The organism is Thalassolituus sp. UBA3500 (genome assembly GCF_002377545.1).
Classification (GTDB): Bacteria; Pseudomonadota; Gammaproteobacteria; order Pseudomonadales; family Oceanobacteraceae; genus Thalassolituus.
Genome location: NZ_DFQB01000009.1, coordinates 13,492 through 39,345 on the forward strand (window position 1 = coordinate 13,492; position 25,854 = coordinate 39,345).

28 protein-coding genes and 2 pseudogenes are annotated in these 25,854 nt (G+C 51.7%); 13 read left to right on the forward strand and 17 right to left on the reverse strand.

Annotated elements, in window-relative coordinates; genetic code table 11:
* Positions 1 to 4 precede the first annotated feature (4 nt).
* Both nqrM and sthA read left to right on the forward strand, forming a co-directional pair.
* Positions 5 to 238: a (Na+)-NQR maturation NqrM gene (nqrM, locus tag B2R29_RS02720; protein ID WP_301179673.1), complete on the forward strand. Its 234-nt coding sequence runs from the start codon at positions 5 to 7 to the stop codon at positions 236 to 238.
* Between the two features lie 66 nt (positions 239 to 304).
* Positions 305 to 1,696, forward strand: coding sequence for a Si-specific NAD(P)(+) transhydrogenase (gene sthA / locus B2R29_RS02725; RefSeq protein ID WP_301179674.1), 1,392 nt, complete (start codon positions 305 to 307; stop codon positions 1,694 to 1,696).
* A gap of 35 nt (positions 1,697 to 1,731) precedes the next feature.
* Here sthA and B2R29_RS02730 read toward each other — a convergent pair whose 3' ends face one another.
* From B2R29_RS02730 to tal, 3 genes are read right to left on the reverse strand one after another with little or no spacing between them, the layout of a single operon-like run.
* Positions 1,732 to 2,586 carry a DNA replication terminus site-binding protein gene (locus tag B2R29_RS02730; protein WP_301179675.1) on the reverse strand — a complete coding sequence of 285 codons (855 nt, stop codon included), beginning with the start codon at positions 2,584 to 2,586 and terminating at the stop codon, positions 1,732 to 1,734.
* Positions 2,576 to 3,004, reverse strand: a complete 429-nt coding sequence (locus B2R29_RS02735; RefSeq protein WP_301179676.1) for a TerB family tellurite resistance protein — start codon at positions 3,002 to 3,004, stop codon at positions 2,576 to 2,578. Before B2R29_RS02735 ends, B2R29_RS02730 begins: the two co-directional genes overlap by 11 nt.
* Positions 3,001 to 3,948 carry a transaldolase gene (gene tal / locus B2R29_RS02740; protein ID WP_301179677.1) on the reverse strand — a complete coding sequence of 316 codons (948 nt, stop codon included), beginning with the start codon at positions 3,946 to 3,948 and terminating at the stop codon, positions 3,001 to 3,003. The genes B2R29_RS02735 and tal overlap by 4 nt, the downstream gene beginning before the upstream one ends.
* A 131-nt stretch (positions 3,949 to 4,079) precedes the next feature.
* Here tal and B2R29_RS02745 point away from each other — a divergent pair, with 131 nt between their 5' ends.
* The gene (locus tag B2R29_RS02745) at positions 4,080 to 4,400 is read left to right on the forward strand and encodes a rhodanese-like domain-containing protein (protein WP_301179678.1); all 321 of its coding nucleotides are present in this window, start codon (positions 4,080 to 4,082) and stop codon (positions 4,398 to 4,400) included.
* Between the two features lies 1 nt (position 4,401).
* On the opposite strand, the gene dusA is transcribed toward B2R29_RS02745, so the two are convergent.
* The 5 genes from dusA to B2R29_RS02770 form a co-directional block, all read right to left on the reverse strand.
* The gene (dusA, locus tag B2R29_RS02750) at positions 4,402 to 5,367 is read right to left on the reverse strand and encodes a tRNA dihydrouridine(20/20a) synthase DusA (protein ID WP_301179679.1); all 966 of its coding nucleotides are present in this window, start codon (positions 5,365 to 5,367) and stop codon (positions 4,402 to 4,404) included.
* The gene (hflD, locus tag B2R29_RS02755; protein WP_301179680.1) at positions 5,364 to 6,002 is read right to left on the reverse strand and encodes a high frequency lysogenization protein HflD; all 639 of its coding nucleotides are present in this window, start codon (positions 6,000 to 6,002) and stop codon (positions 5,364 to 5,366) included. The genes dusA and hflD overlap by 4 nt, the downstream gene beginning before the upstream one ends.
* Positions 6,002 to 7,096 (reverse strand): tRNA 2-thiouridine(34) synthase MnmA, encoded by a 1,095-nt coding sequence (gene mnmA / locus B2R29_RS02760; RefSeq protein WP_301179681.1) that lies wholly within the window; start codon positions 7,094 to 7,096, stop codon positions 6,002 to 6,004. The genes hflD and mnmA overlap by 1 nt, the downstream gene beginning before the upstream one ends.
* Positions 7,097 to 7,549, reverse strand: coding sequence for an NUDIX hydrolase (locus B2R29_RS02765; protein ID WP_301179682.1), 453 nt, complete (start codon positions 7,547 to 7,549; stop codon positions 7,097 to 7,099). It abuts the gene before it with no gap.
* A 102-nt stretch (positions 7,550 to 7,651) separates the two neighbouring features.
* Positions 7,652 to 8,281 (reverse strand): pseudouridine synthase, encoded by a 630-nt coding sequence (locus B2R29_RS02770; protein ID WP_301179683.1) that lies wholly within the window; start codon positions 8,279 to 8,281, stop codon positions 7,652 to 7,654.
* A 215-nt stretch (positions 8,282 to 8,496) separates the two neighbouring features.
* On the opposite strand from B2R29_RS02770, the gene B2R29_RS02775 reads away from it, so the two are divergent.
* Positions 8,497 to 10,725: an NADP-dependent isocitrate dehydrogenase gene (locus tag B2R29_RS02775; protein WP_301179684.1), complete on the forward strand. Its 2,229-nt coding sequence runs from the start codon at positions 8,497 to 8,499 to the stop codon at positions 10,723 to 10,725.
* 64 nt (positions 10,726 to 10,789) lie between these two features.
* On the opposite strand, the gene cspD is transcribed toward B2R29_RS02775, so the two are convergent.
* Complete coding sequence (gene cspD / locus B2R29_RS02780; RefSeq protein WP_301179685.1) at positions 10,790 to 11,050, reverse strand: cold shock domain-containing protein CspD; 261 nt, start codon at positions 11,048 to 11,050, stop codon at positions 10,790 to 10,792.
* A gap of 221 nt (positions 11,051 to 11,271) precedes the next feature.
* Between cspD and clpS the strand changes: the two genes are divergently transcribed.
* Entirely contained in the window at positions 11,272 to 11,622 is a 351-nt protein-coding gene (gene clpS, locus B2R29_RS02785; RefSeq protein WP_301179708.1) for an ATP-dependent Clp protease adapter ClpS, read from the forward strand.
* A gap of 14 nt (positions 11,623 to 11,636) precedes the next feature.
* Entirely contained in the window at positions 11,637 to 13,895 is a 2,259-nt protein-coding gene (gene clpA / locus B2R29_RS02790) for an ATP-dependent Clp protease ATP-binding subunit ClpA (RefSeq protein ID WP_301179686.1), read from the forward strand.
* A gap of 27 nt (positions 13,896 to 13,922) precedes the next feature.
* Here the strand turns inward: clpA and infA are convergent, their stop codons facing one another.
* The 3 genes from infA to aat form a co-directional block, all read right to left on the reverse strand.
* Positions 13,923 to 14,141 (reverse strand): translation initiation factor IF-1, encoded by a 219-nt coding sequence (infA, locus tag B2R29_RS02795; protein WP_028292799.1) that lies wholly within the window; start codon positions 14,139 to 14,141, stop codon positions 13,923 to 13,925.
* Positions 14,142 to 14,208: 67 nt separating this feature from the next.
* Positions 14,209 to 14,916 carry an arginyltransferase gene (locus tag B2R29_RS02800; RefSeq protein ID WP_301179687.1) on the reverse strand — a complete coding sequence of 236 codons (708 nt, stop codon included), beginning with the start codon at positions 14,914 to 14,916 and terminating at the stop codon, positions 14,209 to 14,211.
* A complete protein-coding gene (aat, locus tag B2R29_RS02805; protein ID WP_301179688.1) occupies positions 14,913 to 15,608 on the reverse strand; it encodes a leucyl/phenylalanyl-tRNA--protein transferase in 696 nt (231 codons plus the stop codon). Before aat ends, B2R29_RS02800 begins: the two co-directional genes overlap by 4 nt.
* A gap of 107 nt (positions 15,609 to 15,715) precedes the next feature.
* Between aat and B2R29_RS16920 the strand changes: the two are divergent.
* The 7 genes and pseudogenes from B2R29_RS16920 to cysG form a co-directional block, all read left to right on the forward strand.
* Positions 15,716 to 16,183, forward strand: a pseudogene (locus B2R29_RS16920) (DNA translocase FtsK 4TM domain-containing protein); the annotation flags it as partial.
* Positions 16,184 to 16,903: 720 nt separating this feature from the next.
* A pseudogene (locus tag B2R29_RS16925) lies at positions 16,904 to 18,382 on the forward strand (DNA translocase FtsK); the annotation flags it as partial.
* A gap of 24 nt (positions 18,383 to 18,406) precedes the next feature.
* A complete protein-coding gene (lolA, locus tag B2R29_RS02820) occupies positions 18,407 to 19,045 on the forward strand; it encodes an outer membrane lipoprotein chaperone LolA (RefSeq protein WP_301179689.1) in 639 nt (212 codons plus the stop codon).
* Positions 19,035 to 20,354: a replication-associated recombination protein A gene (locus B2R29_RS02825; RefSeq protein WP_301179690.1), complete on the forward strand. Its 1,320-nt coding sequence runs from the start codon at positions 19,035 to 19,037 to the stop codon at positions 20,352 to 20,354. The genes lolA and B2R29_RS02825 overlap by 11 nt, the downstream gene beginning before the upstream one ends.
* Positions 20,355 to 20,356: 2 nt before the next feature.
* The gene (gene crcB, locus B2R29_RS02830) at positions 20,357 to 20,731 is read left to right on the forward strand and encodes a fluoride efflux transporter CrcB (RefSeq protein ID WP_301179691.1); all 375 of its coding nucleotides are present in this window, start codon (positions 20,357 to 20,359) and stop codon (positions 20,729 to 20,731) included.
* A gap of 8 nt (positions 20,732 to 20,739) precedes the next feature.
* A complete protein-coding gene (serS, locus tag B2R29_RS02835) occupies positions 20,740 to 22,038 on the forward strand; it encodes a serine--tRNA ligase (RefSeq protein ID WP_301179692.1) in 1,299 nt (432 codons plus the stop codon).
* Complete coding sequence (cysG, locus tag B2R29_RS02840) at positions 22,035 to 23,414, forward strand: siroheme synthase CysG (RefSeq protein ID WP_301179693.1); 1,380 nt, start codon at positions 22,035 to 22,037, stop codon at positions 23,412 to 23,414. The genes serS and cysG overlap by 4 nt, the downstream gene beginning before the upstream one ends.
* On the opposite strand, the gene B2R29_RS02845 is transcribed toward cysG, so the two are convergent.
* From B2R29_RS02845 to tusD, 5 genes are read right to left on the reverse strand one after another with little or no spacing between them, the layout of a single operon-like run.
* A complete protein-coding gene (locus B2R29_RS02845; protein WP_301179694.1) occupies positions 23,403 to 24,371 on the reverse strand; it encodes a glycosyl transferase family protein in 969 nt (322 codons plus the stop codon). The genes cysG and B2R29_RS02845 overlap by 12 nt on opposite strands.
* Positions 24,368 to 24,691 carry a TusE/DsrC/DsvC family sulfur relay protein gene (locus B2R29_RS02850; RefSeq protein WP_301179695.1) on the reverse strand — a complete coding sequence of 108 codons (324 nt, stop codon included), beginning with the start codon at positions 24,689 to 24,691 and terminating at the stop codon, positions 24,368 to 24,370. The genes B2R29_RS02845 and B2R29_RS02850 overlap by 4 nt, the downstream gene beginning before the upstream one ends.
* A 1-nt stretch (position 24,692) precedes the next feature.
* Positions 24,693 to 24,959, reverse strand: a complete 267-nt coding sequence (locus tag B2R29_RS02855) for a DsrH/TusB family sulfur metabolism protein (RefSeq protein WP_301179696.1) — start codon at positions 24,957 to 24,959, stop codon at positions 24,693 to 24,695.
* A 2-nt stretch (positions 24,960 to 24,961) separates the two neighbouring features.
* Positions 24,962 to 25,306 carry a DsrE family protein gene (locus B2R29_RS02860; protein ID WP_301179697.1) on the reverse strand — a complete coding sequence of 115 codons (345 nt, stop codon included), beginning with the start codon at positions 25,304 to 25,306 and terminating at the stop codon, positions 24,962 to 24,964.
* Positions 25,306 to 25,692, reverse strand: a complete 387-nt coding sequence (gene tusD / locus B2R29_RS02865) for a sulfurtransferase complex subunit TusD (RefSeq protein ID WP_301179698.1) — start codon at positions 25,690 to 25,692, stop codon at positions 25,306 to 25,308. Before tusD ends, B2R29_RS02860 begins: the two co-directional genes overlap by 1 nt.
* Between the last annotated feature and the right edge of the window lie 162 nt (positions 25,693 to 25,854).

Sequence of the window (25,854 nt, forward strand, 5' to 3'; positions counted from 1 at the left end):
GATTATGTCGACAATTCTTGTTGCCTTCGGTGTTATGCTCACCATTGTCGCTGCCATGGCCATTGGAGTGATTATGGGGCGAAAGCCAATTTCAGGTTCGTGTGGTGGTATGAGCGCCATCGGCATGGAGCAGGCTTGTGATGTCTGTGGTGGCGATAAGTCGCGTTGCGAAAAAGAGAGCAAAGAGGCAGCCAAGACATCTGATGGCGCCGATTTTTATGATGCGACTAAGCGCTAATCCAGCAGTTCATTCATTATTGCCTACAATAGACATAACTGATTGCTATAACGGAGTTTTAGATTCATGGCGGAATATCATTACGACGTCGTCATCATAGGTGCAGGCCCGGCGGGTGAAGGGGCTGCGATGAATGCGGCCAAGAAAGGTAAAAAAGTCGCAGTCGTAGAAGACAAAAAGATGGTCGGTGGTAACTGTACACACTGGGGTACCATTCCGTCTAAAGCGCTCCGTCACGCGGTTAAACAGATTATCCAGTTCAATACCAATCCGATGTTCCGGGAAATCGGTGAGCCTCGTTGGTTCTCATTTCCTCAGGTCTTGAAAAGTGCCGAAAAGGTCATAGCCAAGCAGGTTAAGCTGCGCACTGAGTTCTACGGGCGTAATCGCGTCAGTGTGTACACTGGCAAGGCACAGTTCGTTGATGACCATACGCTTGACGTGATGGTGGGTGCTCAGGCTAATACCCGTCTTACGGCCGATGAATTCGTTATAGCCACTGGCTCAAGCCCCTGGCGCCCGAAGGGTATCGATTTTGATCACCCTCGCATCTATGACTCGGACACTATCCTGAATCTTGAGCATACCCCTCGTACCATCATCATTTACGGCGCCGGTGTTATTGGTTGTGAATACGCCTCGATCTTTTCAGGGTTGGGTGTGAAAGTCGACCTGATCCATCCTGGTGATCGTCTGCTCAACTTCCTGGATGATGAGATTTCTGATGCTTTGAGCTATCATCTGCGCGATAAAGGGGCATTGATTCGTCACAGCGAACAATTCTCGTCAGTCGAGGCAAACGACCGTCACGTTACTATGACCATGGTTTCGGGTAAGAAAGTAAAGGCGGACGCATTTCTGTGGGCTGCTGGTCGCTCTGGTAACACAGCAGGTCTTGGCCTTGAGAACGTGGGTCTTGAAACAAACAGTCGCGGCCAGGTAGATGTCGATGGTGAATACCGTACCGCAGTTCCGCATGTTTACGCCATTGGTGATGTTATTGGCTGGCCGGCACTGGCATCGGCTGCTTACGATCAGGGGCGTGCTGCTGCGGCTATTATTTCGTCTCCGGAAGAATTCCGGTTCGTCGATGAGGTTCCTACTGGGATTTATACCATTCCGGAGATTTCATCGGTTGGTAAGAACGAACGCCAGCTGACCGAAGAGAAAATCCCATACGAAGTAGGACAGGCATTCTTTAAGAATATCGCACGAGCGCAAATTACCGGTGAAGGGGTCGGTATGCTGAAGGTCCTTTTCCATCGACAGACGCTCGAATTGCTGGGTATTCATTGTTTTGGTGACCAGGCTGCTGAAATCGTGCACATCGGTCAGGCCATTATGAACCAGAAGGGTGAAGGGAATACGCTTCGATACTTTGTGAATACTACCTTCAACTATCCGACAATGGCAGAAGCTTATCGGGTTGCAGCTCTCAATGGTCTTAACAGGCTCTGATAACGAATGTCTGGCCCCGTGAGCGGGGTCAGCCTTCAATCGTAAGTGTGTACTCGGAGGCTTGGTAAAACAGGCGCCTCGCTAATTCTGTTATCTCCTCTGCTTTTCCTTGTGCGCCCTTCGGGCGGCGTCAATGGCACGTCTTTGATCTTCGGAAGTTCTCCGTAAGGGTTGTCGGTAGCGACAAACATGGGAAGAGAGCAGTTAATAGACCGTCGACCCGCTAGGAATACAATGTTTGCACGAACGGTCGGAGCTAATGTTTGCACCTGAGCCAGTTTCACTCCGGCAGGTAAGTTCCCTAAGATCTTCAACTGAGTTTGTACGTGAGGTTTTTCTTCACCGATGTCGAGCAGCGCCTGTTCGGCCTCCCGGGCAGTGATCCGTTTGATACTGCGACCATGTGAGTACCAGGTGAAGCGGCAACTGACAGGCGCCTCCTCTAGCAATACGAGGTTTCTGGAGCATTGTTTCAGGTGTATGCGACGCAATTCATTCGTGTTGCCAAGTAGATTGCGGAAGGATGATCCGTGCACATCGAGTGTTGAGAGGGCGTCTTTAAGGTGTGTGTCAGAGCCGGCTCTGAGTTGGCGAGATATTTGAGAGAACGCCTCCTTGCACTCGTTTACTTCGGCTATCAGAACTTGCGTTGTCGGGCTGGCCAGAATCACCCCGTGACGACTCCGGGTTGTTCGTCCATCCTGCTCATGATTCATGTACCAGAGGTCAGAAAGATGATCGTTCACCCAGTGAAGGGGTTCTGAATTGATAGCACGTTCTGCACCTGTCATCGGGTAGAAATGACGAGGGCGCTCAGTAGTGAGGTGGTTGTTTAGTTCACTTAAGCGTGCCTTGAGGTTGTCAAAGCACGTTTTTAGTTCAGTGATCACGTGCTGTTATTTTTGCCTTAATAAAGTCAGAGTGCGAAATGTACAGGAGGTCTGCGATTCGGCGAATTATGTGCTCTTCGTACTTGTCGAGATCATTGTCAGCGTATGCGATTCGCCAAAGAGATATCAACAACTCCAGTTTCTGCTCGTTACTCCACTGTTCATGTATCGCTGACGTGAACCGCTGCAGATCGTTCGATACATCAACGGTATCGAACGCTTCGCTAAGCAGAGTATCTACGTCCCGTTCAGGAATAAGGCTTTTCAGTGCCGACTTCATGGCCTCTTTTTCGGCGTCATCAACATCGTGATCGGCCCTTATGATCTCAGTCATAAGAACCGCCGCAGCGATGGCTGAGTCTTCTGGTTCAGGCTCGTAACGCTCAGCGGTGAGCTTTTCAAAAAACTTCCGGATCATAGTAACTCAATCAATTGCTGTTCAAGAAGCTGCTGGTCGGCCGCAAACCTGCGGATGCCATCAGCTAATTTTTCTGTCGCCATGGCATCTTCATTCATCGCCCAACGGAACGTAGCTTCATCGACGGTGATTTCTTCGTCGGCACTGCTCAGCTCGGGCTCAAGGCGACGAACCAGTGGGGCGTCGTCAGCTGCGAGTTCTGACAGCAAGTCCGGACTGATGGTGAGCTTGTCACAGCCAGCCAAGGCCTCAATTTCGCCAGTATTGCGGAAACTGGCACCCATGACGACGGTTTTGTGACCGTAGGTTTTGTAATAGCGGTAAATCCGTGCGACCGACTGAACCCCAGGATCGAGGTCGCCCGAGAAGTCAGCGTCTGGCAGTTTCGACTTGTGCCAGTCGAGAATGCGCCCAACGAATGGCGAAATAAGCGTCGCTCCAGCTTCTGCGCAAGCGATCGCCTGATGGAAGTTGAAAAGCAGAGTGAGATTGCAGGTAATACCTTCCGACTCAAGCTTGCGCGCAGCCTGTATGCCTTCCCAGGTCGAGGCTATTTTGATGAGAACGCGTTCGCGCGGAACTCCCTCTGTCTCGTACATTGAGATCAGCTTCTTCGCTTTAGCGATCGTGGCATCGGTATCAAAGGAGAGTCGGGCATCAACTTCAGTCGATATAAGGCCGGGGATAATACTGAGTATTTCTTTGCCAATGGCTACGGCCAGATAGTCACATGCGTTTTCAATCATGGAATCGCCGTTATCTGCAGCAGAGGCCCATTGAGCCGCCTTTTCCAGAAGAGGGCGGTAAGCCGGTATGGCAGCTGCCTTCAGAATGAGCGAAGGGTTGGTAGTAGCATCTACCGGCTTGTGGGTTTTGATTGCTTCAATGTCGCCCGTGTCGGCGACCACTACAGTCATTCCTCGTAGCGCTTCCAGTTTGCTCATTTCTATATTCCAGGCTGGTAATGTGAATGTGTCTGACTTATCTTAGAGTGTAGGAACTCAAGGTGAAGGTCAATTGACAACAACGTTGAGAAAGGTAAAAGACTATACAAAACAGGTAATTGGAACTACTTATGAAAGTAATCACTGCAATCGCATTATTGTTTCTCTCGGCAGCATCATGGGCTGGTGAACCTGTCTGGTTGGACGTAAGAACACCGGGAGAGTTCAATGCCGGGCATCTGGAAGCGGCTATCAACGTCCCTCATGGGGAGGTTGTTGACCAGATTTCGAGTCTGGTCGAAGACAAAAACGCCGAAATCTATCTCTATTGTCGCTCAGGCAACCGGGCGGGTATCGCCAAGAGAGCTCTGGAGTCTGAAGGCTACACCAATGTGACAAACGTCGGCGGCCTCAGCGACGCTCGTGAGAAGTTCGGAGCGATGGCCGAGTAATTTAATCGACCAGCTGCAGAGCTTCCTCAAGAACCTCAGTTCCGGACTCACGTAGATGGGCGCGCTCGCTCAGGAACCTGCGGAACAGTCTCGCTCCTCGCTTACCATTGAACAAACCAAGAATGTGGCGACTGACATAGTGGAGCGGGGCGCCTTTTGCTAGCAGAGTATCAATGTATGGGTACAATGCCCTGACGGCATCCTTTGCCGATCTCTCGTTCGCTTCTCTGTCGAAGTAAAGCTGGTCTGCGTCGAGCAGAATCGAAGGGTTCTGATAGGCCTCACGACCAAGCATTACGCCATCAACGTTCGGAAGAATGTCTTCTATCTGGGCGTGAGTTTTTATGCCGCCGTTAACGATAATCTCAAGGTCAGGGAACTCACGTTTCAGTCGATAAACGTCGTCGTAGCGTAAGGGTGGTACTTCGCGGTTTTCTTTTGGAGAAAGCCCCTGGAGAATCGCTTTGCGGGCATGCACGATAAATGTACGACAGCCTGTCTCGGCTACGACGCCGACGAAGTCTCGCATTTCTTCGTAGCTATCCTGATCGTCGATGCCGATTCGATGTTTAATCGTCACATCAATCGAGGTGCTGTCCTGCATCGCCTTGATACAGTCTGCCACCAGTGATGGGTGGGCCATCAGACATGCACCGATCATATTGTTCTGAACACGATCACTCGGGCAACCTACGTTGAGGTTTACTTCGTCGTAGCCCCATTCTTCGGCGTACTTTGCACAGGTGGAAAGTTCGGACGGGGTGCTACCACCCAGCTGCAGAGCGATTGGATGCTCAATATCGTTATACTCGAGAAAACGCTCGCGATTGCCATGAATCAGGGCACCGGTCGTAACCATCTCTGTATAGAGCAGTGTGTCTTTGGTCAGCTGTCGCCAGAAATAGCGGCAATGCTTATCTGACCAGTCCATCATAGGGGCGGTGCTGAAGCGGCGGTTAATACTCATGAATTGTGGTCCGATTCAGTCAGCAGGTCGCGACAGATGTCAGAGTAGCGTCGGCGACTGAAGAGTAGCTGCCAGCGGCGTCCGCCGACCTGGCGCCATAAAATGGCAGCGCGAATACCGGACAACAGAATGGCGCGCACCTTGTCTGCGGTTGCGGCATTCTGCAAATACGTTGGGTTGCCCGTCACCCGAATTCTGAAGCTCAGTTGACTCAGCGTCTGCTTGTATAAATCCGCCAGCGCAGCAATCGTATTCGGATGAGTGTTGGAGAAATGATCAGCCTGACGAGACGCCTGCTGTATACCCTGACCGAGTGCATCCAGCATTCCCGGTGCTTTGCTCAGTTTTCTTTCGAGGTGAAGCAGGCTCAATGCGTAGCGGGTGACATCGGGGCTGATTTGTCCGGAACTCTTATCACTGACCGTTAGCAAGGTTTCGAGACCTCGGCCAAGGCCTTCGGCTGATTCGCCGTATATGCTATCGAAGTTATCCGGATTCTGGACGAAGAGGCTGTCGATCATAGGCTGAGTCGCTTCGCTGGAAACATCCCCGGTTCGAGCCAGCTCTTCGACCAGTGACGCCGCCTGGAAAACAGCAGCAAGCGCGATGGTTTGTTCTTTTTGTTGTGTCGTCATCAGTTGTTTCCTGTTGCCTCAATAATGCCACCGCCTAAACATAGGTCGTCGAGGTAAAACACGACGGACTGACCTGGGGTGACAGCGCGCTGAGGCTTGTCGAAAGTCACTCTGAATCCATCACCGGATGTTTCAATGATGCAGTCTTGATCATCCTGGCGATATCTGACTTTTGCTTTGCAGCGCAGTGGTGTGTCGGGCGCCGCGTTCACCCAGAACACCTCGGAGGTCGTCAGCCAGTCGGTAAATAACAGAGGGTGGTTTTTTCCCTGTACTGCAATCAGTACATTCCGCTCAAGGTCCTTGCCGGCAACAAACCAAGGAGCGTCCGGGTGATTCTTCAGGCCGCCAATGCCAAGCCCCTGACGCTGGCCGAGAGTGTGGTACATCAAACCGCTGTGCTGGCCAATGTCTTCACCTTCTGGTGTTTCTATGCGACCTGGCTGTGCAGGAAGGTACTGCTTGAGAAAGTCTTTGAAACGTCGCTCACCGATAAAACAAATACCCGTGGAATCTTTCTTCGATGCTGTTACCAGATCGTTCTCTTCTGCTATGCGTCGCACCTCTGGCTTTTCCAGTTCACCAACAGGGAAGAGTGTCATGGCAATCTCCTTGCCACCCACGGCATGCAGGAAGTAGCTCTGATCCTTGTTGCCGTCGAGTCCTTTCAGTAGAACCGTATCGTCACCACGCTGCCCTCTGCGCACATAGTGTCCGGTCGCAATAAGGTCGGCGCCCAGCACTTTGGCATACTCAAGGAAGGCTTTGAACTTGATTTCGCGATTGCAGAGGATGTCAGGATTAGGTGTTCTGCCTGCTTTGTATTCATGCAGAAAGTGCTCGAATACGTTGTCCCAGTACTCTGCGGCGAAGTTCGCTTGGTGGAGTTTGATGCCAAGCGTGTCACAGACCTGTTGAGCGTCTGCCAGGTCTTCTTTTGCGGTGCAGTATTCCGTCCCATCGTCTTCATCCCAGTTCTTCATGAACAGACCTTCTACTTGGTAGCCCTGCTGGAGCAGCAGGTAGGCAGAAACGGATGAGTCGACACCGCCAGACATGCCGACGATGACTTTAGTGTTGGATGTGTCTGTCATTCAGGGGTGCTCAATAATCAGATCTAACGGGTAATGTTCGCGTGACAGATAATCCTCAGCGCAAGTCAGGACCATAGGGCTGCGAAGGTTATCAGCATTTCGTAACGCATCAATAGACATCCATGATGGGCCGATTATTCCTTCATCAAGTTCAGCACCTGGAACCTCCCGGATCGCCTCAGCAATGAGGCAATACCGATGGTAGGTCACGCCATTGGCCGGTGCAGTGTATGTGTAGAGACCAAGCAGACCTGTAGGTTTTACTTCCCAGCCGGTTTCTTCGAGCGTTTCACGCACGGCTGCATCAATGACGGCTTCACCTTTTTCAATGTGGCCTGCTGGCTGATTGATGACGCGCGCTCCATTGCTCATTTCTTCCACCATCAGGAATTCATCATTCCTGGTAATAATCGTGGCTACGGTAGCATGCGGTGTCCAGCGTTCGGCAGTCATGAGGCCTCCGGTAAATTCAAGCTGCGCAGTTTACCTGAAATGCCAGGGTGAGGCATCCTTGGAGGGCGCTTCTGCTTCTGTGGAAGCTGCTTGCTGTGAAACTTACCGTTTTTTGTGAGGAACGTTGCGGCGTGACGCTCTGTTTGAGCGTGCGGCGGGTCGTCGCGGCTCACTGCTAGCTTTTGGCATGTGTACTTCTACCGACTTTGAGTCGCCAGGTCGGTTGAGGCCATTCAGCGACCAAGGGCCAATGGATGCTCGAATCAAACGAAGAGTGGGGTATCCAATGTGCGCTGTCATACGCCGGACCTGACGATTGCGCCCCTCTGAGATTTCGATTTGCAACCAGGTGGTTACGTCGTTTTCTCTATGGCGGATTGGAGGATTGCGATCCCATACATCTGGCGCATCTATAATGACCACTTTGGCAGGGCGTGTTGGGCCATCTTTTAGTACGACTCCACTTCGAAGCGCGCTAATTTCGTTATCATCGGGGCGTCCTTCAATCTGCACCCAATAGGTTTTTGTCATCTTATGCTGAGGGTCAGCTATTCTTGCCTGTAGTGGTCCAGAGTCTGTGAGCAGAACCAGGCCCTCGGAGTCGAAGTCGAGCCGCCCTGCAGGATACACCCCAGGAGTGGTTACGAAGTCGGCCAGAGTGGGCCTTCCTTTTTTGTCGGTGAACTGACAAAGAACGTTAAACGGTTTGTTTAGTAGTATCAGGCGAGCCATAGTTTTGTAAGAAAATTACTTATTCTTTTGTCTAGCTTGCATTTTTTGTAGAAAAACTACAAATTAGCGGCACTTAAGAAGCTACTCAGCATCGGTTTAGATGCAAACTGACATCACCAGTCTGCAGTCATACCGGACCGGAGTTCTTCGCTAATCAAAAGTTAGCGAAGCCGGTTCATGCGACACAGCAATAGCGTAACGCAACAGGAGACACAATGTCCGCGAACGAATCCAGGATTATTTACACTGAAACCGATGAGGCGCCAGCTTTGGCAACTCATTCTCTGCTGCCGATCATCCAGGCATTTTCCCGCTCTGCCGGCATCGATGTTGAAACCCGTGATATTTCTCTGGCAGGCCGCATTCTGGCCAACTTTCCGGAATTCCTCCAAAAAGAACAACGCATTCCTGATGATCTCGCAGAGCTAGGCACGCTAGCGGGTCAGCCAGAAGCGAACATTATCAAGCTACCTAACATCAGCGCATCGCTGCCGCAGCTGCGCGAAGCAATCAAAGAGCTGCGCAGCATGGGCTTCGACGTGCCATTGTACCCGTCAAACCCAGCGACGGATGAAGATCGCGATGTGCAAGCCCGCTACGACCGTATTAAGGGCAGTGCGGTAAATCCAGTACTGCGCGAAGGTAATTCTGACCGTCGTGCGCCAGCGTCAGTAAAAGAGTACGCACGCAGCTACCCACACTCAATGGGTGAGTGGTCATCAGATTCGCAGAGCTCTGTTGCGCACATGGATGAAGGCGACTTCTACGGAAGCGAGCAATCCATGACGATGACGGAAGCCGATGTCGTAGATATCGAGTTTATTGATACTGAAGGCAATGTCACACCACTCAAGGAAGGTCTGAAGCTTCTGGGTGGTGAAGTTATCGACGCTTCGGTGATGCGCGCTGCATCACTTCGGGCCTTCCTTGATAAAGCTATTCAGGAAGCCAAAGACAAAGGTGTTCTTTTCTCAGTTCACCTGAAAGCCACCATGATGAAGGTTTCCGACCCGATCATCTTTGGTCATGTTGTTTCAGTGTTCTTTGCTCCCGTATTTGAAAAATACTCAGAGACCTTCGATCGACTCGGTGTCGATGTTAATAATGGTCTCGGTGACGTATACGCAAAGATCGCGAAGCTTCCTAACAATGAGCGCGAAGCAATTGAAGCTGATATTGCCGCGTGCTACGAGGAGCGTCCCAATCTGGCCATGGTTAATTCGGACAAGGGAATCACGAACTTGCATGTGCCGAATGACGTTATTGTCGATGCGTCCATGCCTGCGATGATTCGCTCATCAGGCAAGATGTGGGGTTCTGACGGCGACGCGCACGATACGATTGCTGTTATTCCGGACCGTTGCTATGCCGGTGTTTATCAGGAAACCATCGACTTCTGTAAAGAGCACGGTGCTTTTGATCCCCGCACGATGGGTACAGTACCCAATGTCGGCCTGATGGCTCAGAAGGCGGAAGAGTATGGCTCGCACAATAAAACGTTCGAAATACCCGCAGACGGCAAGGTTCGTGTCATCACTGAATCAGGTAAGCAGCTGATAGAGCACACTGTCTCCAAAGGCGACATCTGGCGCATGTGTCAGGCAAAAGATGCGCCGATTCGCGACTGGGTAAAACTCGCTGTTAACCGTGCCCGTGCAACTTCGACTCCAGCCATCTTCTGGCTTGATGAAAAACGCTCGCACGATGCAGAGCTTATCAAGAAGGTCGAGACATACCTCGCAGAGGCAGACACCGACGGCCTCGATATCAGCATCATGGCACCAGAAGCTGCAACACGCCTGACGTTGGCGCGCATGAAGGACGGCAAAGACACTATTTCAGTGACGGGTAATGTCCTACGCGATTACCTGACGGATCTTTTCCCTATTCTTGAACTGGGTACGAGTGCGAAGATGCTGTCGATCGTACCACTAATGAGCGGCGGCGGCTTATTCGAGACAGGTGCCGGTGGCTCTGCACCAAAACACGTTCAGCAGTTACTGGAAGAAAACTTCCTGCGCTGGGATTCGTTGGGTGAATTCATGGCGCTCTCGGCATCACTGGAGCATCTTGCCGAGAAAACAGGTAACGCTAAGGCCGCTATTCTCGGTAAAACTTTGGATACCGCTACAGGGCGCATCCTGCAGGAGCAGAAGTCACCGGGTCGTGAACTGGGCAGCCTAGACAACAGAGGGAGCCACTTCTATCTCGCCAAGTTCTGGGCTGAGGCCCTGGCTGCTGACACTGAAGATGGAGAACTTTCTGATCATTTCAAACCGCTGGCTGAAGCTCTCAATGAGAACGAGCCTGCGATCCTGGAAGAACTGAAATCAGTGCAGGGGTCGCCGGTTGATATCGGTGGCTACTACTGGCCGAATCCTGAGAAAGCCACAGAGGTTATGCGTCCAAGTAGAACCCTGAATGCTTTAATTGATCAGCATTGAGCCTGGCCTGAACAAAAAAACCGCCAATCGGCGGTTTTTTTGTTTTTGCTTGAACTGAATGAGTTCAGGCAGGCTCTGCCTGCTCAGCTTTGGCCGCCAATGCTGGAGAACCTTCAGAGGCATCCAGTGCGCGAATATTAATCGCGTGCAGCCCTTTATCGCTGGGTTTGATGTCGAATTGGACAGATTGGCCTGCTTTAAGGGTGCGGTAACCGTCCATATCAATGACTGAGTAGTGTGCAAATAAGTCTTCGTTGGTTTCGTCGCTAAGGATAAAACCGTAGCCTTTGGCGTTATTGAACCACTTTACAGTCCCTGTTTTCATCCCAAATCTCCTTATAACTACATATATAGGTGCGTTTTTAGTGGATAGGGTTTATGTGCCCTGTCCGTATAGAACCTACGCCGCTCATTGTGGCCCGTCAAGACACTAAATGACCCGATTAATCACATATTCGACTAAGGTGGCATACCTGAGTGGTCGGGTTGGCCTGACAGCGTTATCATGTGACTCATTTGGCAAACACAGAATCCCATCGACGCGTCATGTATAAATATCAACTAAGCTTAAGTAGTCAGGATCCTCACCACGAGGACGACGGTAATATTGCGGTTCAGGAGTCCCTGCCGGAACTGAAACGCCCGTCGATGTACAGTGTGGTGATGATGAATGACGACTATACGCCAATGGAATTTGTTGTAGAGGTATTACAACAGTTCTTTAGCAAAACGCCAGAGCAGGCAACGGAGATTATGCTCGCGGTCCACATGAAAGGCAGTGCTGTGTGTGGCGTCTATACTAAAGACATTGCTGAAACTAAAGCAGAAATTGTGAATCAATACTCCAAAGACTGCCAACATCCATTGATGTGTGAGATAGCCCCGGCAGACGACTGAAACCAGGAGGCTTTATGCTGAATAGAGAACTCGAGCAAACCCTGAATGAAGCATTCAAGGAGGCTCGTTCTAAGCGTCACGAATTTATGACAGTCGAACATCTGCTGTTGGCGCTTTTGGATAACGATGCGGCATCGACCGTGCTTCAGGCTTGCGGTGCTGATATTGTTAAACTCCGTAAAGATCTCGATGACTTTGTGGATTCCACAACCCCCCTTATTCCCGAGACAAATGGCGAGCAGGAGACTCAGCCGACATTAGGCTTCCAGCGCGTGCTGCAAAGGGCGGTATTTCATGTTCAGTCGTCCGGCAAAACAGAAGTCTCTGGCGCTAATGTTCTTGTTGCGATATTCAGTGAGCAGGAAAGCCAGGCTGTCTACTTCCTTAAACAACAAAATATTGCCCGCATTGATGTGGTGAATTACATCTCTCACGGCATTTCAAAAGTGAGTGGCCCTGAAGAGGGGGCTGATCAGGCTGCAGAGAATCTGGATGAAGAAGCAGATGCAGGGTCAAAGTCTGCTCTTGAAGGGTATGCCACCAATCTCAATCGTCTGGCCCGTGAGGGTAAGATTGATCCATTAATTGGACGCGAATTCGAAGTTAATCGCTTGGTGCAGATTCTTGCGCGTCGCCGTAAAAACAATCCTCTCCTTGTTGGTGATTCGGGTGTTGGCAAGACCGCCATCATTGAAGGTCTGGCCAAACGAATCGTTGATGAGGAAGTGCCGGACGTTATCAGTGATGCTGTTGTATACAGCCTTGATATGGGGGCGCTGCTGGCGGGTACCAAATACCGGGGTGATTTTGAAAAACGCTTCAAAGCACTTCTGGCGGAGCTTAAGCGTCAACCACACGGTATTTTGTTTATTGATGAGATTCACACCATTATTGGTGCTGGCGCCGCTTCTGGTGGCGTAATGGATGCGAGCAACCTGCTAAAGCCGCTGCTGAGTTCGGGCGAGGTACGATGCATAGGTTCAACCACGTTTACAGAGTTCCGTGGGATTTTCGAGAAAGACAGTGCTCTGACCCGTCGTTTCCAAAAAATCGATGTCGCAGAGCCGTCCGTCGAAGATACATATAAAATTCTCAAAGGGCTCAAGTCGCGCTTTGAAGAGCATCACAAGGTTAAGTACACCGACAAGGCTCTGAAAGCGGCTGCAGAGCTGGCCGATCGCTACATCAATGACCGCAATATGCCTGACAAGGCAATTGACGTTATTGATGAGGTTGGCGCTTTGCAGCAGATGGTGCCGCCGAGCAAGCGTAAGAAGACGATCAATGTCGGCGAGGTGGAAGAGGTGGTTGCTGCGATAGCGCGCATCCCACCGAAATCTGTCTCCGCATCTGACAAGGAGCTGCTGTTTGGTCTTGAAGACAAGCTCGAGATGGTTGTGTTTGGTCAGAATGAAGCCATTCAAACACTGTCTACTGCAATTAAAATGTCCCGTGCAGGTCTGAACAGTCCTCAGAAGCCTATCGGTTCATTCCTGTTTGCTGGGCCAACAGGCGTTGGTAAAACTGAGGTCACAAAGCAGCTTGCGTCTGTGATGGGCATGGAGTTGGTTCGTTTTGATATGTCCGAATATATGGAACGCCACACGGTGTCACGTTTGATTGGTGCGCCTCCGGGTTACGTCGGTTATGACCAGGGTGGTTTGCTGACGGAGGCTGTCAATAAAACACCTCACTGTGTGTTGCTGCTGGATGAGATTGAGAAGGCTCACCCGGAAGTGTTCAATATCCTGCTTCAGGTGATGGATCACGGCACGCTGACAGACAATAACGGGCGTAAAACGGATTTCCGCAACGTGATTCTGGTTATGACGACCAACGCAGGTGCGGCTCAGATGAGTCGTGCAAGTATTGGCTTCACTCAGCAGGATCATACAACTGATGGTGCTGAAGAGCTGAAGAAACTGTTCACGCCTGAGTTCCGAAACCGTCTCGACAGTGTCATTCAGTTTGCGCCTCTAACGCCAGATACCACACTGCATGTGGTAGACAAGTTCCTGGCGGAACTGCAAGGGCAGTTGGATGATAAGGGCGTTCTTTTGAATGTCGATGATGATGCCCGCAATTGGCTGGCCGAGCATGGCTATGACGAAAAAATGGGTGCACGCCCAATGGCTCGCCTGGTTCAGGACAAAATCAAGAAACCGCTGGCAGAGAAAATTCTGTTCGGGGATCTGTCGAAGGGCGGAGAGATCGAAATTACCGTAGTTGACGGTGAGCTTTCTTTGGAATTACCTGAGGCAATGCCGGCCTGATGGCCGGCAAATTGCCGAAGGCGAGGATCAGCGAGCGCGGTAAGTGATGCGTCCCTTACTGAGATCGTAAGGAGTCAGTTCCACTTTAACTTTGTCGCCAGTAAGAATACGGATGTAGTTCTTACGCATTTTGCCGGAAATATGAGCGGTCACTACGTGACCGTTTTCCAGTTTAACTCGGAACATTGTATTAGGAAGCGTGTCGATGACTTCGCCTTCCATTTCAATGTGATCGTCTTTTGCCATTCGTCACCTGTCTGAAACTTGTTCAATGCGCGCGCATTCTGCCCTAAATCACTCGCCATGGCAAAGTTTAGGCGGGATTTAGGCGTATCCAGTCGTTATCACTGAGAACTTCCAGTGGGGAGAAGCGTGCTTTGTAACTCATTTTTCGGCAGTTCTCGACATAGTAGCCCAGGTAGTTGTACGGAAGCCCAAGACTTCGGGCGATGAGTGTCAGGCGAAGAATCATCGAGGTGCCCACGGATTCATGTTCTCTTTCTGGCTCATAAAAACAATAAACAGCGGAGAGTCCGTCGTTGAACTTATCGAAGACAAGCACTCCGATTACGCCTGTGTCATCTTCAGCTAGCAGAAGCTGGGTATTTCCCTGGCTTTCTCCGATGAACTCATCGTAAGTCTGCCGCGATGGCGGATACATATCCCCATCCTTGTGCCTGGCATTGATATAACGGCAGTAGAGATCGAAGAACTCCGGGCTATCCGATAAGTCGCACACTGATACGCGCCAATGGCGGGTTCGGGCGAGGACTCGTCTCATGTTCTTGCTCGGTGAAAATTCGGCTGTCGGTATTCGAATCGACTGACACTCCCGGCACGAGGGGCATGAAGGGCGATATATGAGCTTTCCACTTCGCCTGAACCCCAAGCGACTAAGGGCACTCATTGTGTCCAGATCTGGCTCTATTCGTGGGTCCACATACTGACTTTGAGCCTCTCTACCCTCCAGATAGGGACAGCTGTGAGTCTCTGCGGGAGTGAACAGCGGGATCGATCTCAATTTAACACCCCCGCAAGAGGGGCAGGAGAAGTCTTGCTAATGCCTTCACTAAGGCGACGTTCGAACTCGTTGCGCTCCATTTCAATAAGGCCAAATCTCTCCAGGTGCGACGTTCGCATCTGGCAATCAATCATTTCGAATCCAAGTTCAAACAATTTTGGCGCCGCGCTAGCAAAGGCCACCTTTGAAGCGCCGCTGTGTTGTGTAAACATGCTCTCTCCGAAAAGAATTCGCCCAATGGTCAGACCGTAGAACCCACCGCAAAGGAGGCCGTTCTCGTCCCAGCATTCTATGGATATTGCCCGACCTGCCGAGTGTAGTCGTGGGTAGCTATCTATGATTTCGTCATCAATCCAGGTGCCTTCGCTGTCTGCCCGTGGCGCCATACAGCCAGTCATCACACCTTTGAAGTCAAGGTTTGCTGTAACTCGAAGCGTGGTATTACGTACTTCGCGAGCAATTCTCTTGGGTACCCGAAACGTTTCTGGAAGAATGACCGCGCGAGGCATCGGCGTCCACCACAGCCTGGCTTCTTCTGGGTCGTTCCAGGGGAATATGCCTTTGCGGTAAGCGCAATCAAGCCAGGCAGGACTAAGGTGACCACCTGCGGCGAGGAGTCCGGCAGGTTCTTCCAGAGCCCGGCTTGTATCTGGGAATTCCGGCGGGCGAAACTCATCTAACCAATCAATCATAGTTATGAACAGGCTCGTTTAGCCGTGATAGACTGTGGACGTTTGACCATTAGCAGGACGATATTTTGTCATCGCAACACTCTGAAATCGACAGTAAACAGAAAAATATGTCGGACGACGGCTGGCGGAAGCGCCACGATGTTGGATTTCTCTTACTGACCCTGGGTTGTGTACTCCTGTTTCTTGCGCTCTTTTCCTACGATCCTGAGGATGTCGCCTGGTCAGTGGTCGGCAGTGGCACTGCAGATAATTCTATCGGGCGCGTCGGCGCTTACCTGGCTGATTTTCTGCTCCATGGGCTTGGCTATCTCGCATTTTTCTTTCCGGCACTGATTATGGCCAAAACCTGGCTTCTCTTCCGTAAGGCGCCAGCCGTCGAAGGACGTATCTGGTTACTCAGGGCCAGCGGTCTGTTACTTATTCTTGTTTCGCTCGCTGCGCTGGCAGATGTCAGCATATGGCAAGGGGAGCTTTTGCCTGCAGGTGCTGGCGGCATCATCGGTGAAGGGGTTGTCTCCCTGATGATCCCATTGTTTGGCTTTGTTGGTTCGGTTTCGATTCTTATCGTAGCTCTGGCCCTCGGCCTCGTGCTGTTTCTGGAGTTCTCCTGGCTGATGTTTTTTGAGCGCGTTGGCGGCTTTGCTTTATCCGTGCTTGAGCGTGCAGCAGGAGCAGCAAGCAACAGCAAGAGCACAAAAAGACCAGAGGTGATTGAATCAGCAGGCCAATCAACAATACAACCGGCAAGATCAAACAACGAGCCACCTTCGTCCGGTCGCAAAGGCTTATTGCAAAGACTGTTTGCGAGCGCAAGAAACCGCCAGACTGGCGATGCACGTCAATCAGTTCCTAATGATGGGGCCGCTGCATCACCAAAAACCGTCGAGACGCACGTATCGCGAAGCAATGGGAATTCAGCGGCGAGTGAACTCGCATCAGAAGACGATCCATTGGATAGTTTTGAAGGGTTTAGTGCTCTGGACGATCAGGTGGCCGATTCTCTTTCTGACGATGTGCCGTGGCATGCCGAACCTGCACTGCCACCACATTCAGAAATAGGTACTTCTGAGAAAACACCCCCTGCAAACCCTACGTCTCCTGATGCGTTCAGCGGAGCGGACGCGCCTCGGGCCTCAAATGCTCCAGCAGTGAAGAAATCTGTCAAGCAGCCAATTGAAGAAACAGTGGCGGATATTAAGTCACTAAAAATCGAGCCATTAGAAAAACGGGAGTCCCGCCCAAGCGATCGGGCAAAACGGGATCTTCAGGGCTCGCTATTCAAAGGCAGCGAGCCATTACCATCTATTGCCCTTCTTGATCCTCCGAAAAGTGATGGTAAAGCCGGCTTCTCAGAAGAGCGTCTACACGACCTGTCAGAGCTGCTTGTGCAAAAGCTCGCGGATTTTGGCGTAAAGGTTGAAGTAACCGCAGTGGCTCCAGGTCCGGTAATTACACGATTCGAGATACAGCCGGCACCGGGGGTGAAAGCAAGTAAGATTTCCAATCTGGCAAAGGATCTTGCACGTTCAATGGCCATGGTTGCAGTACGTGTCGTCGAAGTCATTCCCGGGAAGTCGGTTATGGGGATTGAGGTCCCGAACGAAAACAGGGCCATGGTGACACTGGGCGAAGTTCTGTCCTCAGAAGATTACGACCGTTCAAAATCCCCTCTGACGCTGGCACTTGGGCATGATATTGCGGGCAATCCGGTTATTACCGACCTGGCTAAAATGCCGCATCTGCTGGTCGCCGGCACGACAGGTTCAGGTAAGTCGGTGGGTGTTAACGCAATGCTTCTGTCGCTGCTGTTTAAGTCAACCCCAGAAGAACTGAGATTGATTCTCGTTGACCCTAAGATGCTCGAACTGTCGGTGTACGAGGGTATTCCACACTTACTGACGCCGGTAATTACAGATATGAAGGAGGCGGCAAGCGGCCTTCGTTGGTCTGTCGCTGAAATGGAGCGTCGCTATCAGCTAATGGCTGCCATGGGTGTTCGTAACATTGCGGGCTACAACAAGAAAGTAAAAGACGCTATCGAAGCGGGCACCCCGTTAGCGGACCCGCTATGGCAGATTGATCAGTCGTTCGATACCACGCCACCCACGCTCGAACCGCTGCCATATGTCGTGATCGTCGTCGATGAATTTGCCGACATGATGATGATGGTGGGCAAAAAGGTAGAAGAACTTATTGCTCGGATCGCTCAGAAAGCGCGTGCAGCAGGTATTCATATGATCCTGGCCACTCAGCGCCCCTCTGTGGATGTCATTACGGGCCTGATCAAGGCGAACGTGCCAACTCGGATCGCATTCCAGGTTTCATCAAAGATCGACTCGCGGACCATTCTTGATCAGGGTGGGGCAGAACAGTTACTCGGTCACGGTGACATGCTGTTTATGCCGCCGGGTAACGCTTTACCTGAGCGGGTGCATGGTGCTTTTGTTGATGACGACGAAGTTCATAGAGTTGTTGCCGAGTGGAAACAGCGCGGGGAACCAGACTACATCGAAGAAATCACACAGGTAGGTGAAGATGGTGCAATACCGGGAATGGGTGGTGACGATGCTGATGGGGAAAAAGACGATTTGTATGATCAGGCGGTCGCGTTTGTCACTGAGTCCGGTAAGTGTTCAATCTCATCAGTGCAGCGTAAGTTACGCATAGGATACAACCGGGCTGCAAGGCTGGTAGAAACCATGGAGGCTGCTGGCGTTGTTTCGCCGCCAGCTCACAACGGAAGCCGTGAAGTTATTGCACCACCTCCCGCTTAAAATTAAACAGATAAGAGCCTACATATGATTTCGAAACTGACCGCATTTGCTGGCGGGCTAATTCTTTCGGTTGCTTCGCTCAGCCTTCAGGCTGGAGAGGCGCTTGAGGAATTCACCTCAAGACTGAAGACACTCGACTCAATGAGTACTGAATTCTCACAGGTCACTATGGATCAGAACGGGGAGGTGCTTCAAAGTCTTTCGGGAACACTGTCAGTACAGCGCCCCGGAAAAATGCGCTGGCAAACAAATCCGCCTTACGAACAGCTGGTTGTGTCTGATGGTAGTTCTGTTTGGGTTTACGATATGGATCTTGAGCAAGTAACCATCCGTAACCTCGAAGCGAAGCTTCAGGAGACTCCAGCCTTGTTGCTAAGTGGTGACGTCAGCAATATCGCTGACAGCTATTCCGCAAGCAAGGAACAGGTAGGGGATGTTGTCAGATACAGGCTTAAGCCATTGGATGCCAGCCAGCTCTTTGAAGCGCTCGAATTTGACTACGCTGACGACGAGGTCGAGTTTATGCGCATCTTTGATGCCGCAGGTCAGATCACGGAAATTCGCTTTACCTCGCAAGAAACCAATACTGAGTTTGACCCTGCTGCGTTTACCTTCGCTGTACCTGATGATGTTGATGTGATCGACGGAAGACATGGCGGCTGATTTATTCTCTCAGAGTAAGCCATACGAGCCCCTGGCATCTCGCCTTAGACCGGAGTCGCTGGATGAGTACATTGGCCAGGAGCACGTAGTCGGTGATGGCGCTCCGTTAAGAAACGCGTTAAACGCGGGCCAGATTCATTCATTGATTCTGTGGGGGCCACCGGGTGTCGGTAAAACAACGCTTGCTCGCTTGATTGCCAGTTATGTTGATGCCCAGTTTTTGTCGTTAAGCGCGGTCATGGCAGGCATTAAGGAAATCAGAGCATCTGTCGACCAGGCCCGGCAGGCAGCCGCGAGTGGCCGGAAATCGCTGCTTTTTATTGATGAAGTCCATCGATTCAACAAATCTCAGCAGGATGCGTTTCTGCCGTATGTTGAGGATGGAACCTTTATCTTCGTCGGCGCCACGACCGAAAACCCTTCATTCGAGCTTAATAACGCGCTTCTCTCCAGGGCGCAGGTGTATATTCTGAAGTCACTGACGGACAGTGATTTAATCAGGGTCATACGTCGAGGTCTTGAATCCGAAGGCGTTGATCAGGGCGACGAATTGCCCGTTTCCGTTCTGGCTTCGGCTGCTGATGGCGATGCTCGTCGTGCTCTGAATCTTCTTGAGCAAGCGCTTCAGTTAAACGGCGGCTCCCCGCTGAGCGAAGACGATGTTCGCGCGGTAATGGTCAGCAGTCTTCGCCGGTTCGACAAGGGCGGAGACGCATTCTATGAGCAGATATCAGCACTGCATAAGTCCGTCCGGGGGTCCGACCCGGATGCGTCCCTCTATTGGTTCTGTCGTATGCTGGATGGCGGTTGTGATCCGCTCTATGTAGCCAGGCGTCTCGTTCGCATGGCCAGCGAGGATGTTGGCAATGCAGACCCTCGCGCGCTCTCTGTGTGCACGGCCGCATGGGAAGCGCAAGAGAGGTTAGGCAGTCCAGAGGGTGAGTTGAACCTGGCTCAGGCGGTGGTGTATCTGGCGTGCGCCCCGAAAAGCAATGCAGTTTACACAGCGTACAAAGCGGCAAGGAAACTGGTGCAGTCATCGCCGGGCTATGAGGTACCATTACATCTTAGAAACGCCCCCACGCAGATGATGTCGGACATGGATTACGGTGCTGAGTACCGTTATGCCCATGATGAACCTGATGCATTTGCCGCTGGAGAGAACTATTTTCCGGAGGCCCTGGCGAACGAGCGTTTCTACACACCTGTTGCTCGCGGACTGGAACAGAAGATTGGTGCAAAACTGGATCATCTTCGGGAGCTTAACCGTCATAGCAGCAAGAAACGTTATAAAAACGACGGTACATAACTTTGGCGTATTTATGGATAGCTCTGGGCGGCGCTCTGGGCGCGGTTGCTAGATTCAGTATGGCAGCGGCGGTATTTAAGTGGTTTGACAGACCTTTCCCCTATGGCACGCTTTCTGTGAACCTGTTAGGCTCCTTCGCCATTGGCGTGGCCTATATCTGGCTCGTCGAAAATGGGTTTGGTGGCGATCACCACCGCCAGTTGGCGATGGTCGGTTTTTTGGGTGCATTTACTACCTTTTCCACCTTCTCATTGGAAAGTATCTCTCTGCTTCAGCAGGCACGATATGAGGCGTTTCTGGCCTATATCGGTGTTAGCCTGCTGGGGTGTCTTGCTGCTACGGCCGCAGGAATGTGGCTCTCAAAATCTTTGGTTTAAGAAGAAAAATGCTCGATATTAAGTACATTCGCGACAACATAGATGATGTTAAAGATGCCCTCGCAAAGAAGGGTTTTTCATTTGATGATGTGGAATTCGGTCGACTTGACGACGCACGCAAGAAAGCACTGACAGAAGCTCAGTCGTTGCAGGCAGAAAAGAAAAAGGCATCTAAACAGATCGGTCAACTGATCGGGCAGGGCATGTCACCGGAAGAGGCCAAAGCGCAGGTGATGAGCGGTCTTGATGCCGACATTACGCGTGCAGAGCAGGCCGCTAAACAGGTGGAGACCGACCTTCGCGAAATGCTCATGGCGATACCCAATGTTCCTTTGGCTGAAGTGCCAGCAGGCAACGACGAGGACGACAACGTTGAAGTCCTGAAATGGGGCACTCCACGAGAGTTCGACTTTGAAGCAAAAGATCACGTCGATGTGGGCGAACCGCACGGCCTCAATTTCGATGCTGGCGCTCTGGTGGCGGGATCTCGCTTTGCTGTTATGAGCGGACCGATTGCAAGAATGCACAGAGCATTGACTCAGTTTATGCTTGATACGCATACGCTTGAACACGGTTATGAAGAAACCTACGTCCCTTATCTGGTTAATCGCCAGGCACTGGAAGGAACCGGGCAGCTACCTAAGTTTGAAGAAGATCTCTTCAAGATTCCTCAGGCGCAGGGAGACAAGGATCTGTACATGATCCCGACCGCCGAAGTGCCCGTAACCAATCTGTTGCGCGACACCGTTAATGATGTCGAGCTGCCGGTTAAGAAAGTCGCTCATACTCCTTGTTTCCGCAGTGAAGCGGGTAGTTACGGTCGTGACACCCGAGGCATGATTCGCCAACACCAGTTCGACAAAGTCGAGCTGGTTCAGTTTGTTAAAGCCGAAAATTCAGAGAAAACATTGGAAGAGCTGACGGGGCATGCAGAGGCGATTCTACAGAAGCTCAACCTGCCGTATCGCAAGGTGATTCTGTGTGGTGGTGACCTTGGCTTTTCTGCCGCTAAGACGTACGACCTCGAAGTCTGGCTTCCCGGTCAGCAGAAGTACCGCGAAATATCGAGCTGCAGTACTTTTGGTGACTACCAGGCTCGCCGGATGCAGGCTCGCTGGCGTAATCCGCAAACCGGAAAGCCTGAGCTGCTTCATACACTAAACGGCTCTGGCCTTGCCATTGGACGCACTCTGGTGGCCATTCTTGAAAACTATCAGGAAGAAGACGGTTCTGTCACTGTCCCTGAAGCGCTTCGCCCTTACATGGGTGGTGTCGAGCGGATTGCTACTGAACGGAAAGGTGCGTGAGCGATAGCCATCTACCCATCATCATCGATGCAAGACGAAGGCGCTTCTTTGTCATCGGTGGCGGCGCTGTTGCTAAGCGAAAGGTAAAGACGCTGATCGCGGCGAAAGCACAGGTCACCGTCATCGCTCCGCACATCGATGAGGCAATACTTAGTCTTGCTGGTGAGCAGTTAGTCTGCTTCGAGCGCGTTGCCGGTGATGAAGCGTATCAGGCGGGTGATTACGTTATTCTTGCAACAGATGACGCGAGAACCAATGAGCACCAGGCCAGGCTCGCACGAAAAGCAGGTGCACTGGTTTGTCGTACGGACGAACCGGAAGACAACGACTTTTCATTTCCTGCGGTCGTTGATCGCGCGCCCCTGAAAATCGCGATCTCCACCGGAGGGGCGACCCCGGCACTGACACGCTTAGTAAGAGATCGCATCGAAGCCTTCATTCCTAACGATTATTCCCGACTCGGCCAGTGGCTGGAGTCGCTGCGCTTGCGTTTGAGAGGTGACGGCTCGTCAAAAGAGCGGGGCGCATTCTGGCGACGATTGATGCAATCTCAGGCCCCGGATCAGGTATTAGCCAGACAAGAAGAGTCAGCCAACAAAATTGTTGAAGGATTACTCTCTGGCCAAGAAGTTACTGCCGGTGAGGCATTTCTTGTCGGGGCTGGCCCGGGTGATCCAGACTTGCTGACTTTCCGGGCGTTGCGCTTGATTCAGATGTCAGACATTGTCTTTTACGACCGCTTGGTCAGTCCGGCGATCCTTGGCCTGCTGCCCGAGGATTGCGAGCGTCACTACGTTGGCAAGGCGAGAAGCGACCATGCTGTCCCGCAGGGTGAAATCAACCAGCGGTTAGTTAATGAAGCTCTGAAAGGACGGCGAGTCCTGCGCCTGAAAGGCGGGGACCCTTTTATTTTTGGTCGTGGCGGCGAAGAGATTCAGCAGCTTGCAGAGGCGGGCATTCCGTTTCAGGTTGTACCCGGCATCACTGCCGCGAGTGGCTGCTCATCGTACGCTGGCATACCCTTAACTCATCGTGATCATGCACGGAGCGTAAGATTCGTCACTGGGCACATGAAAGATGGCACATGCAATCTCCCATGGAATGAGTTGATCCACCCTCAGCAGACCCTTGTGATTTACATGGGGCTGGTCGGGCTCCCGGAAATTTGCAGTCAGCTGATTGCTCATGGCATGCCGAAAGAAACTCCAATTGCTCTTATCGAGAAAGGCACACTGCCAGATCAGCGGGTACATACGGGGACGTTGGCGACGATGCCTGAATATGTTGCGGGGCGGGATATTCACGCCCCCACGCTGACCATTGTGGGGAGCGTCGTCAGCCTGCATCAGACGCTTAACTGGCGCTCAGGCCAGTAAGCTTTTATCCCGTTCTGCCCAGGCTTTGCTGCATTGTGATAGAGCAGACACGTAGTCTGTTGTTTTAAGCATGGCACACAAGGCTAGGGCGGCGGTGCGTAGCACAGCATCGTGCCCGTACTGTGAGTGGTCCTGACCTTGCCAGAGCTTGACGAGATGTTCGGTATTCGGGCTTGCGGCTTTATCATCATAATGGGACGAATCATTCGCAATCCGAAACTGGGCTTCTTCACCCTCAACAACCACTGTCGCCTGACAGGGACGCTCAGGATTTACCTCAAACTCTCCGCCTTCGCCTTTTATGATCGCGGCTGTATCCTGATTAATGCTCGCAGCGACGGAATGAGTTGTCCTGTAGTCGGGGTGAAAAATCCCCTGTACCGAAGGAACGCCTTGCGGAGCGATGGTCTTAAGAACAGTATTGATGGGCGAGCGGACACCAAGCACTGCTTTGAGGCTGAGCCATTGCTGCAGTGAGGGATGTATTTCTGAGCAAGGCAGATATACCAGCGAGGCAGAGGTGGTACCCAAGGATTCGCGCGTGACCTCTGGAAGGCCCAGTTTCCGAAAGACTTCATGCGCATATACTCGCCCCGGAGTGTGCGCCAGAGTGCCATGAACAAGTATGCGATGACCCATCTGAGTGAGGAGCAATGCTGACAGCACCCACCACATAGGCTGGCGGCGTTTTCCTGCATAACTTGACCAGACAAGGTCAAAATGTCCCGCAGGCTCGGGCCAGTAACCATTAATGGCTGATGCAAACCCTGCAATTTCGTCAGGTGTTTCTTCAAGTACGCGCAAGAGCATGAAGATAGCACCAAGTTGAACATCTTCATAACGCCCAGCAAGCATTTCGCTCATTGTGAATTGCGCCTCTTCGGACGTCATATTTCGGCTGGCGTTCTTCCCTCTGGCAAGGATGCGTACGTAATCGGCTAAGGCATGTTGTGTCACAGGCAATTCTCCGGTCTTGGTAGGCCAGCTATTCTCGCGGCTTTTTTCGCCGGACTTTCAGGGAATAATGTCATCAGGTAAATACTCCCTGCTTTTTCAGCGCCGAGTGTCTGCTTTATATAGCGGGAGAGGGGTCTCATCGCTGGTGCGAGGTCAAACTCATCGTAGAAGGCGCGAATGGCATTGATGATTTCCCAGTGGTTGTCTGTAAGGGTGATGCCTTCATCTTGCGCAAGCACTGAAGCTACATCAGCATTCCAGTCGCTGAGTTCAACGAGAAAGCCGTCCTTGTCGAGAGTTAGGTCATTGAGGGTTGTCATCTCAGAACCAACTCATTACTTGCTGACTCTCTGCTGTCAGGGTCACCCATTCAGTGTCGCTGATCAGACGAGCAGTCGCATCGTTGACCCCGCGGACTCGAGCATCCTCTATCAGCATAAAGAGATCAGCGTCTGGGGTGACCTGCTTTGCTCTCGCATTCTGGTAGCAGCCGTCTCCTGCGAGCAGGACTACGTCCCCTGGTAATAGTGCGGCTACAACCTGGCTCAGGGTGTCAGGCGAATCTGAAAATAGGGTGTGAACAATCATGATCAGAAAGATACCACATGATGGGCGCCTCTGGCCCAGTTTGCCGCTTCCTGCTGCGAAATAGTCTGACAGGCGTCGAAAGTTTTCGGGTTTTCGTCTGAGAGCGCTGGTCCGCCAACGACGGCAATGTCATCAATACCGTACATCGGGAGTGCTGCAAGCAGCTTAGCCGGGGACTTTCCTCCGGGTTTGCGCGAAGCCTGACCCGCGTTAAGCCAATCAATGCCGCGACCTGAGAAAAGAATTTTCACGTCGATATCAAAAGCCGCCATAGCCAGCGCATACTCCAGCGCCTCGCAGTCAGCTGTCGGCGGGCGAGTGATGTTAATCAGAATGGAAGAGCTCATCAGAATTGCACCATTTTCTCACTGTCATGAATAACCTCGGTCATTTCTCCAAGCCCAGTGAGAGTGAATGAGGGATGTATCGATGATGGGCCAAGGTTATAGCGCTCAGCTTCCCGCTCATCAACGATCCCTCTGCGTACACTGTTAGCAATGCAGGCGCGCAAAGGGATAGAGATTTCTTCTGCGAGCTCTGCCCAGCTTTGCGCGATCGATTTCTGCCCTTGTGGTGGGGTCTGAAAGCGATTTGCAGCGAGTACAGCATCGCCGTAGAAAAATATCCTCTTGATCGAATGATCACTTTCCAGAGTCGCACGTATAAACCGCATGGCTAATTGATGCTGGTTTCCCTGAAAGGGTGAGCTGGATATGAGTATGGTGTAGTTCACTGAAGCCCCCAATATTTATCACCCATGATAGCCCTGTGGTTGGGTACTGTCAGCTCTAAAGGTAAGGCGGTAACGAATTGATTTTAAAAAAGAAGTTGACGTGGAAAATGAGAGAGGTAATATAAGCGCCGTTCGGAGGGATGGCTGAGCGGTTGAAAGCAC

Coding starts and splice junctions, on each gene's coding strand:
- B2R29_RS02775 (WP_301179684.1), top strand. CDS start 8,497: ATGTCCGCGAACGAATCCAGGATTATTTACACTGAAACCGATGAGGCG.
- B2R29_RS02735 (WP_301179676.1), bottom strand. CDS start 3,004: ATGATCCGGAAGTTTTTTGAAAAGCTCACCGCTGAGCGTTACGAGCCT.
- clpS (WP_301179708.1), top strand. CDS start 11,272: ATGTATAAATATCAACTAAGCTTAAGTAGTCAGGATCCTCACCACGAG.
- mnmA (WP_301179681.1), bottom strand. CDS start 7,096: ATGACAGACACATCCAACACTAAAGTCATCGTCGGCATGTCTGGCGGT.
- B2R29_RS02860 (WP_301179697.1), bottom strand. CDS start 25,306: ATGAGCTCTTCCATTCTGATTAACATCACTCGCCCGCCGACAGCTGAC.
- sthA (WP_301179674.1), top strand. CDS start 305: ATGGCGGAATATCATTACGACGTCGTCATCATAGGTGCAGGCCCGGCG.
- lolA (WP_301179689.1), top strand. CDS start 18,407: ATGATTTCGAAACTGACCGCATTTGCTGGCGGGCTAATTCTTTCGGTT.
- cspD (WP_301179685.1), bottom strand. CDS start 11,050: ATGAAAACAGGGACTGTAAAGTGGTTCAATAACGCCAAAGGCTACGGT.
- clpA (WP_301179686.1), top strand. CDS start 11,637: ATGCTGAATAGAGAACTCGAGCAAACCCTGAATGAAGCATTCAAGGAG.
- serS (WP_301179692.1), top strand. CDS start 20,740: ATGCTCGATATTAAGTACATTCGCGACAACATAGATGATGTTAAAGAT.
- B2R29_RS02745 (WP_301179678.1), top strand. CDS start 4,080: ATGAAAGTAATCACTGCAATCGCATTATTGTTTCTCTCGGCAGCATCA.
- nqrM (WP_301179673.1), top strand. CDS start 5: ATGTCGACAATTCTTGTTGCCTTCGGTGTTATGCTCACCATTGTCGCT.
- B2R29_RS02770 (WP_301179683.1), bottom strand. CDS start 8,281: ATGGCTCGCCTGATACTACTAAACAAACCGTTTAACGTTCTTTGTCAG.
- hflD (WP_301179680.1), bottom strand. CDS start 6,002: ATGACGACACAACAAAAAGAACAAACCATCGCGCTTGCTGCTGTTTTC.
- B2R29_RS02765 (WP_301179682.1), bottom strand. CDS start 7,549: ATGACTGCCGAACGCTGGACACCGCATGCTACCGTAGCCACGATTATT.
- aat (WP_301179688.1), bottom strand. CDS start 15,608: ATGATTGATTGGTTAGATGAGTTTCGCCCGCCGGAATTCCCAGATACA.
- B2R29_RS02855 (WP_301179696.1), bottom strand. CDS start 24,959: ATGATTGTTCACACCCTATTTTCAGATTCGCCTGACACCCTGAGCCAG.
- tal (WP_301179677.1), bottom strand. CDS start 3,948: ATGAGCAAACTGGAAGCGCTACGAGGAATGACTGTAGTGGTCGCCGAC.
- B2R29_RS02825 (WP_301179690.1), top strand. CDS start 19,035: ATGGCGGCTGATTTATTCTCTCAGAGTAAGCCATACGAGCCCCTGGCA.
- dusA (WP_301179679.1), bottom strand. CDS start 5,367: ATGAGTATTAACCGCCGCTTCAGCACCGCCCCTATGATGGACTGGTCA.
- B2R29_RS02850 (WP_301179695.1), bottom strand. CDS start 24,691: ATGACAACCCTCAATGACCTAACTCTCGACAAGGACGGCTTTCTCGTT.
- infA (WP_028292799.1), bottom strand. CDS start 14,141: ATGGCAAAAGACGATCACATTGAAATGGAAGGCGAAGTCATCGACACG.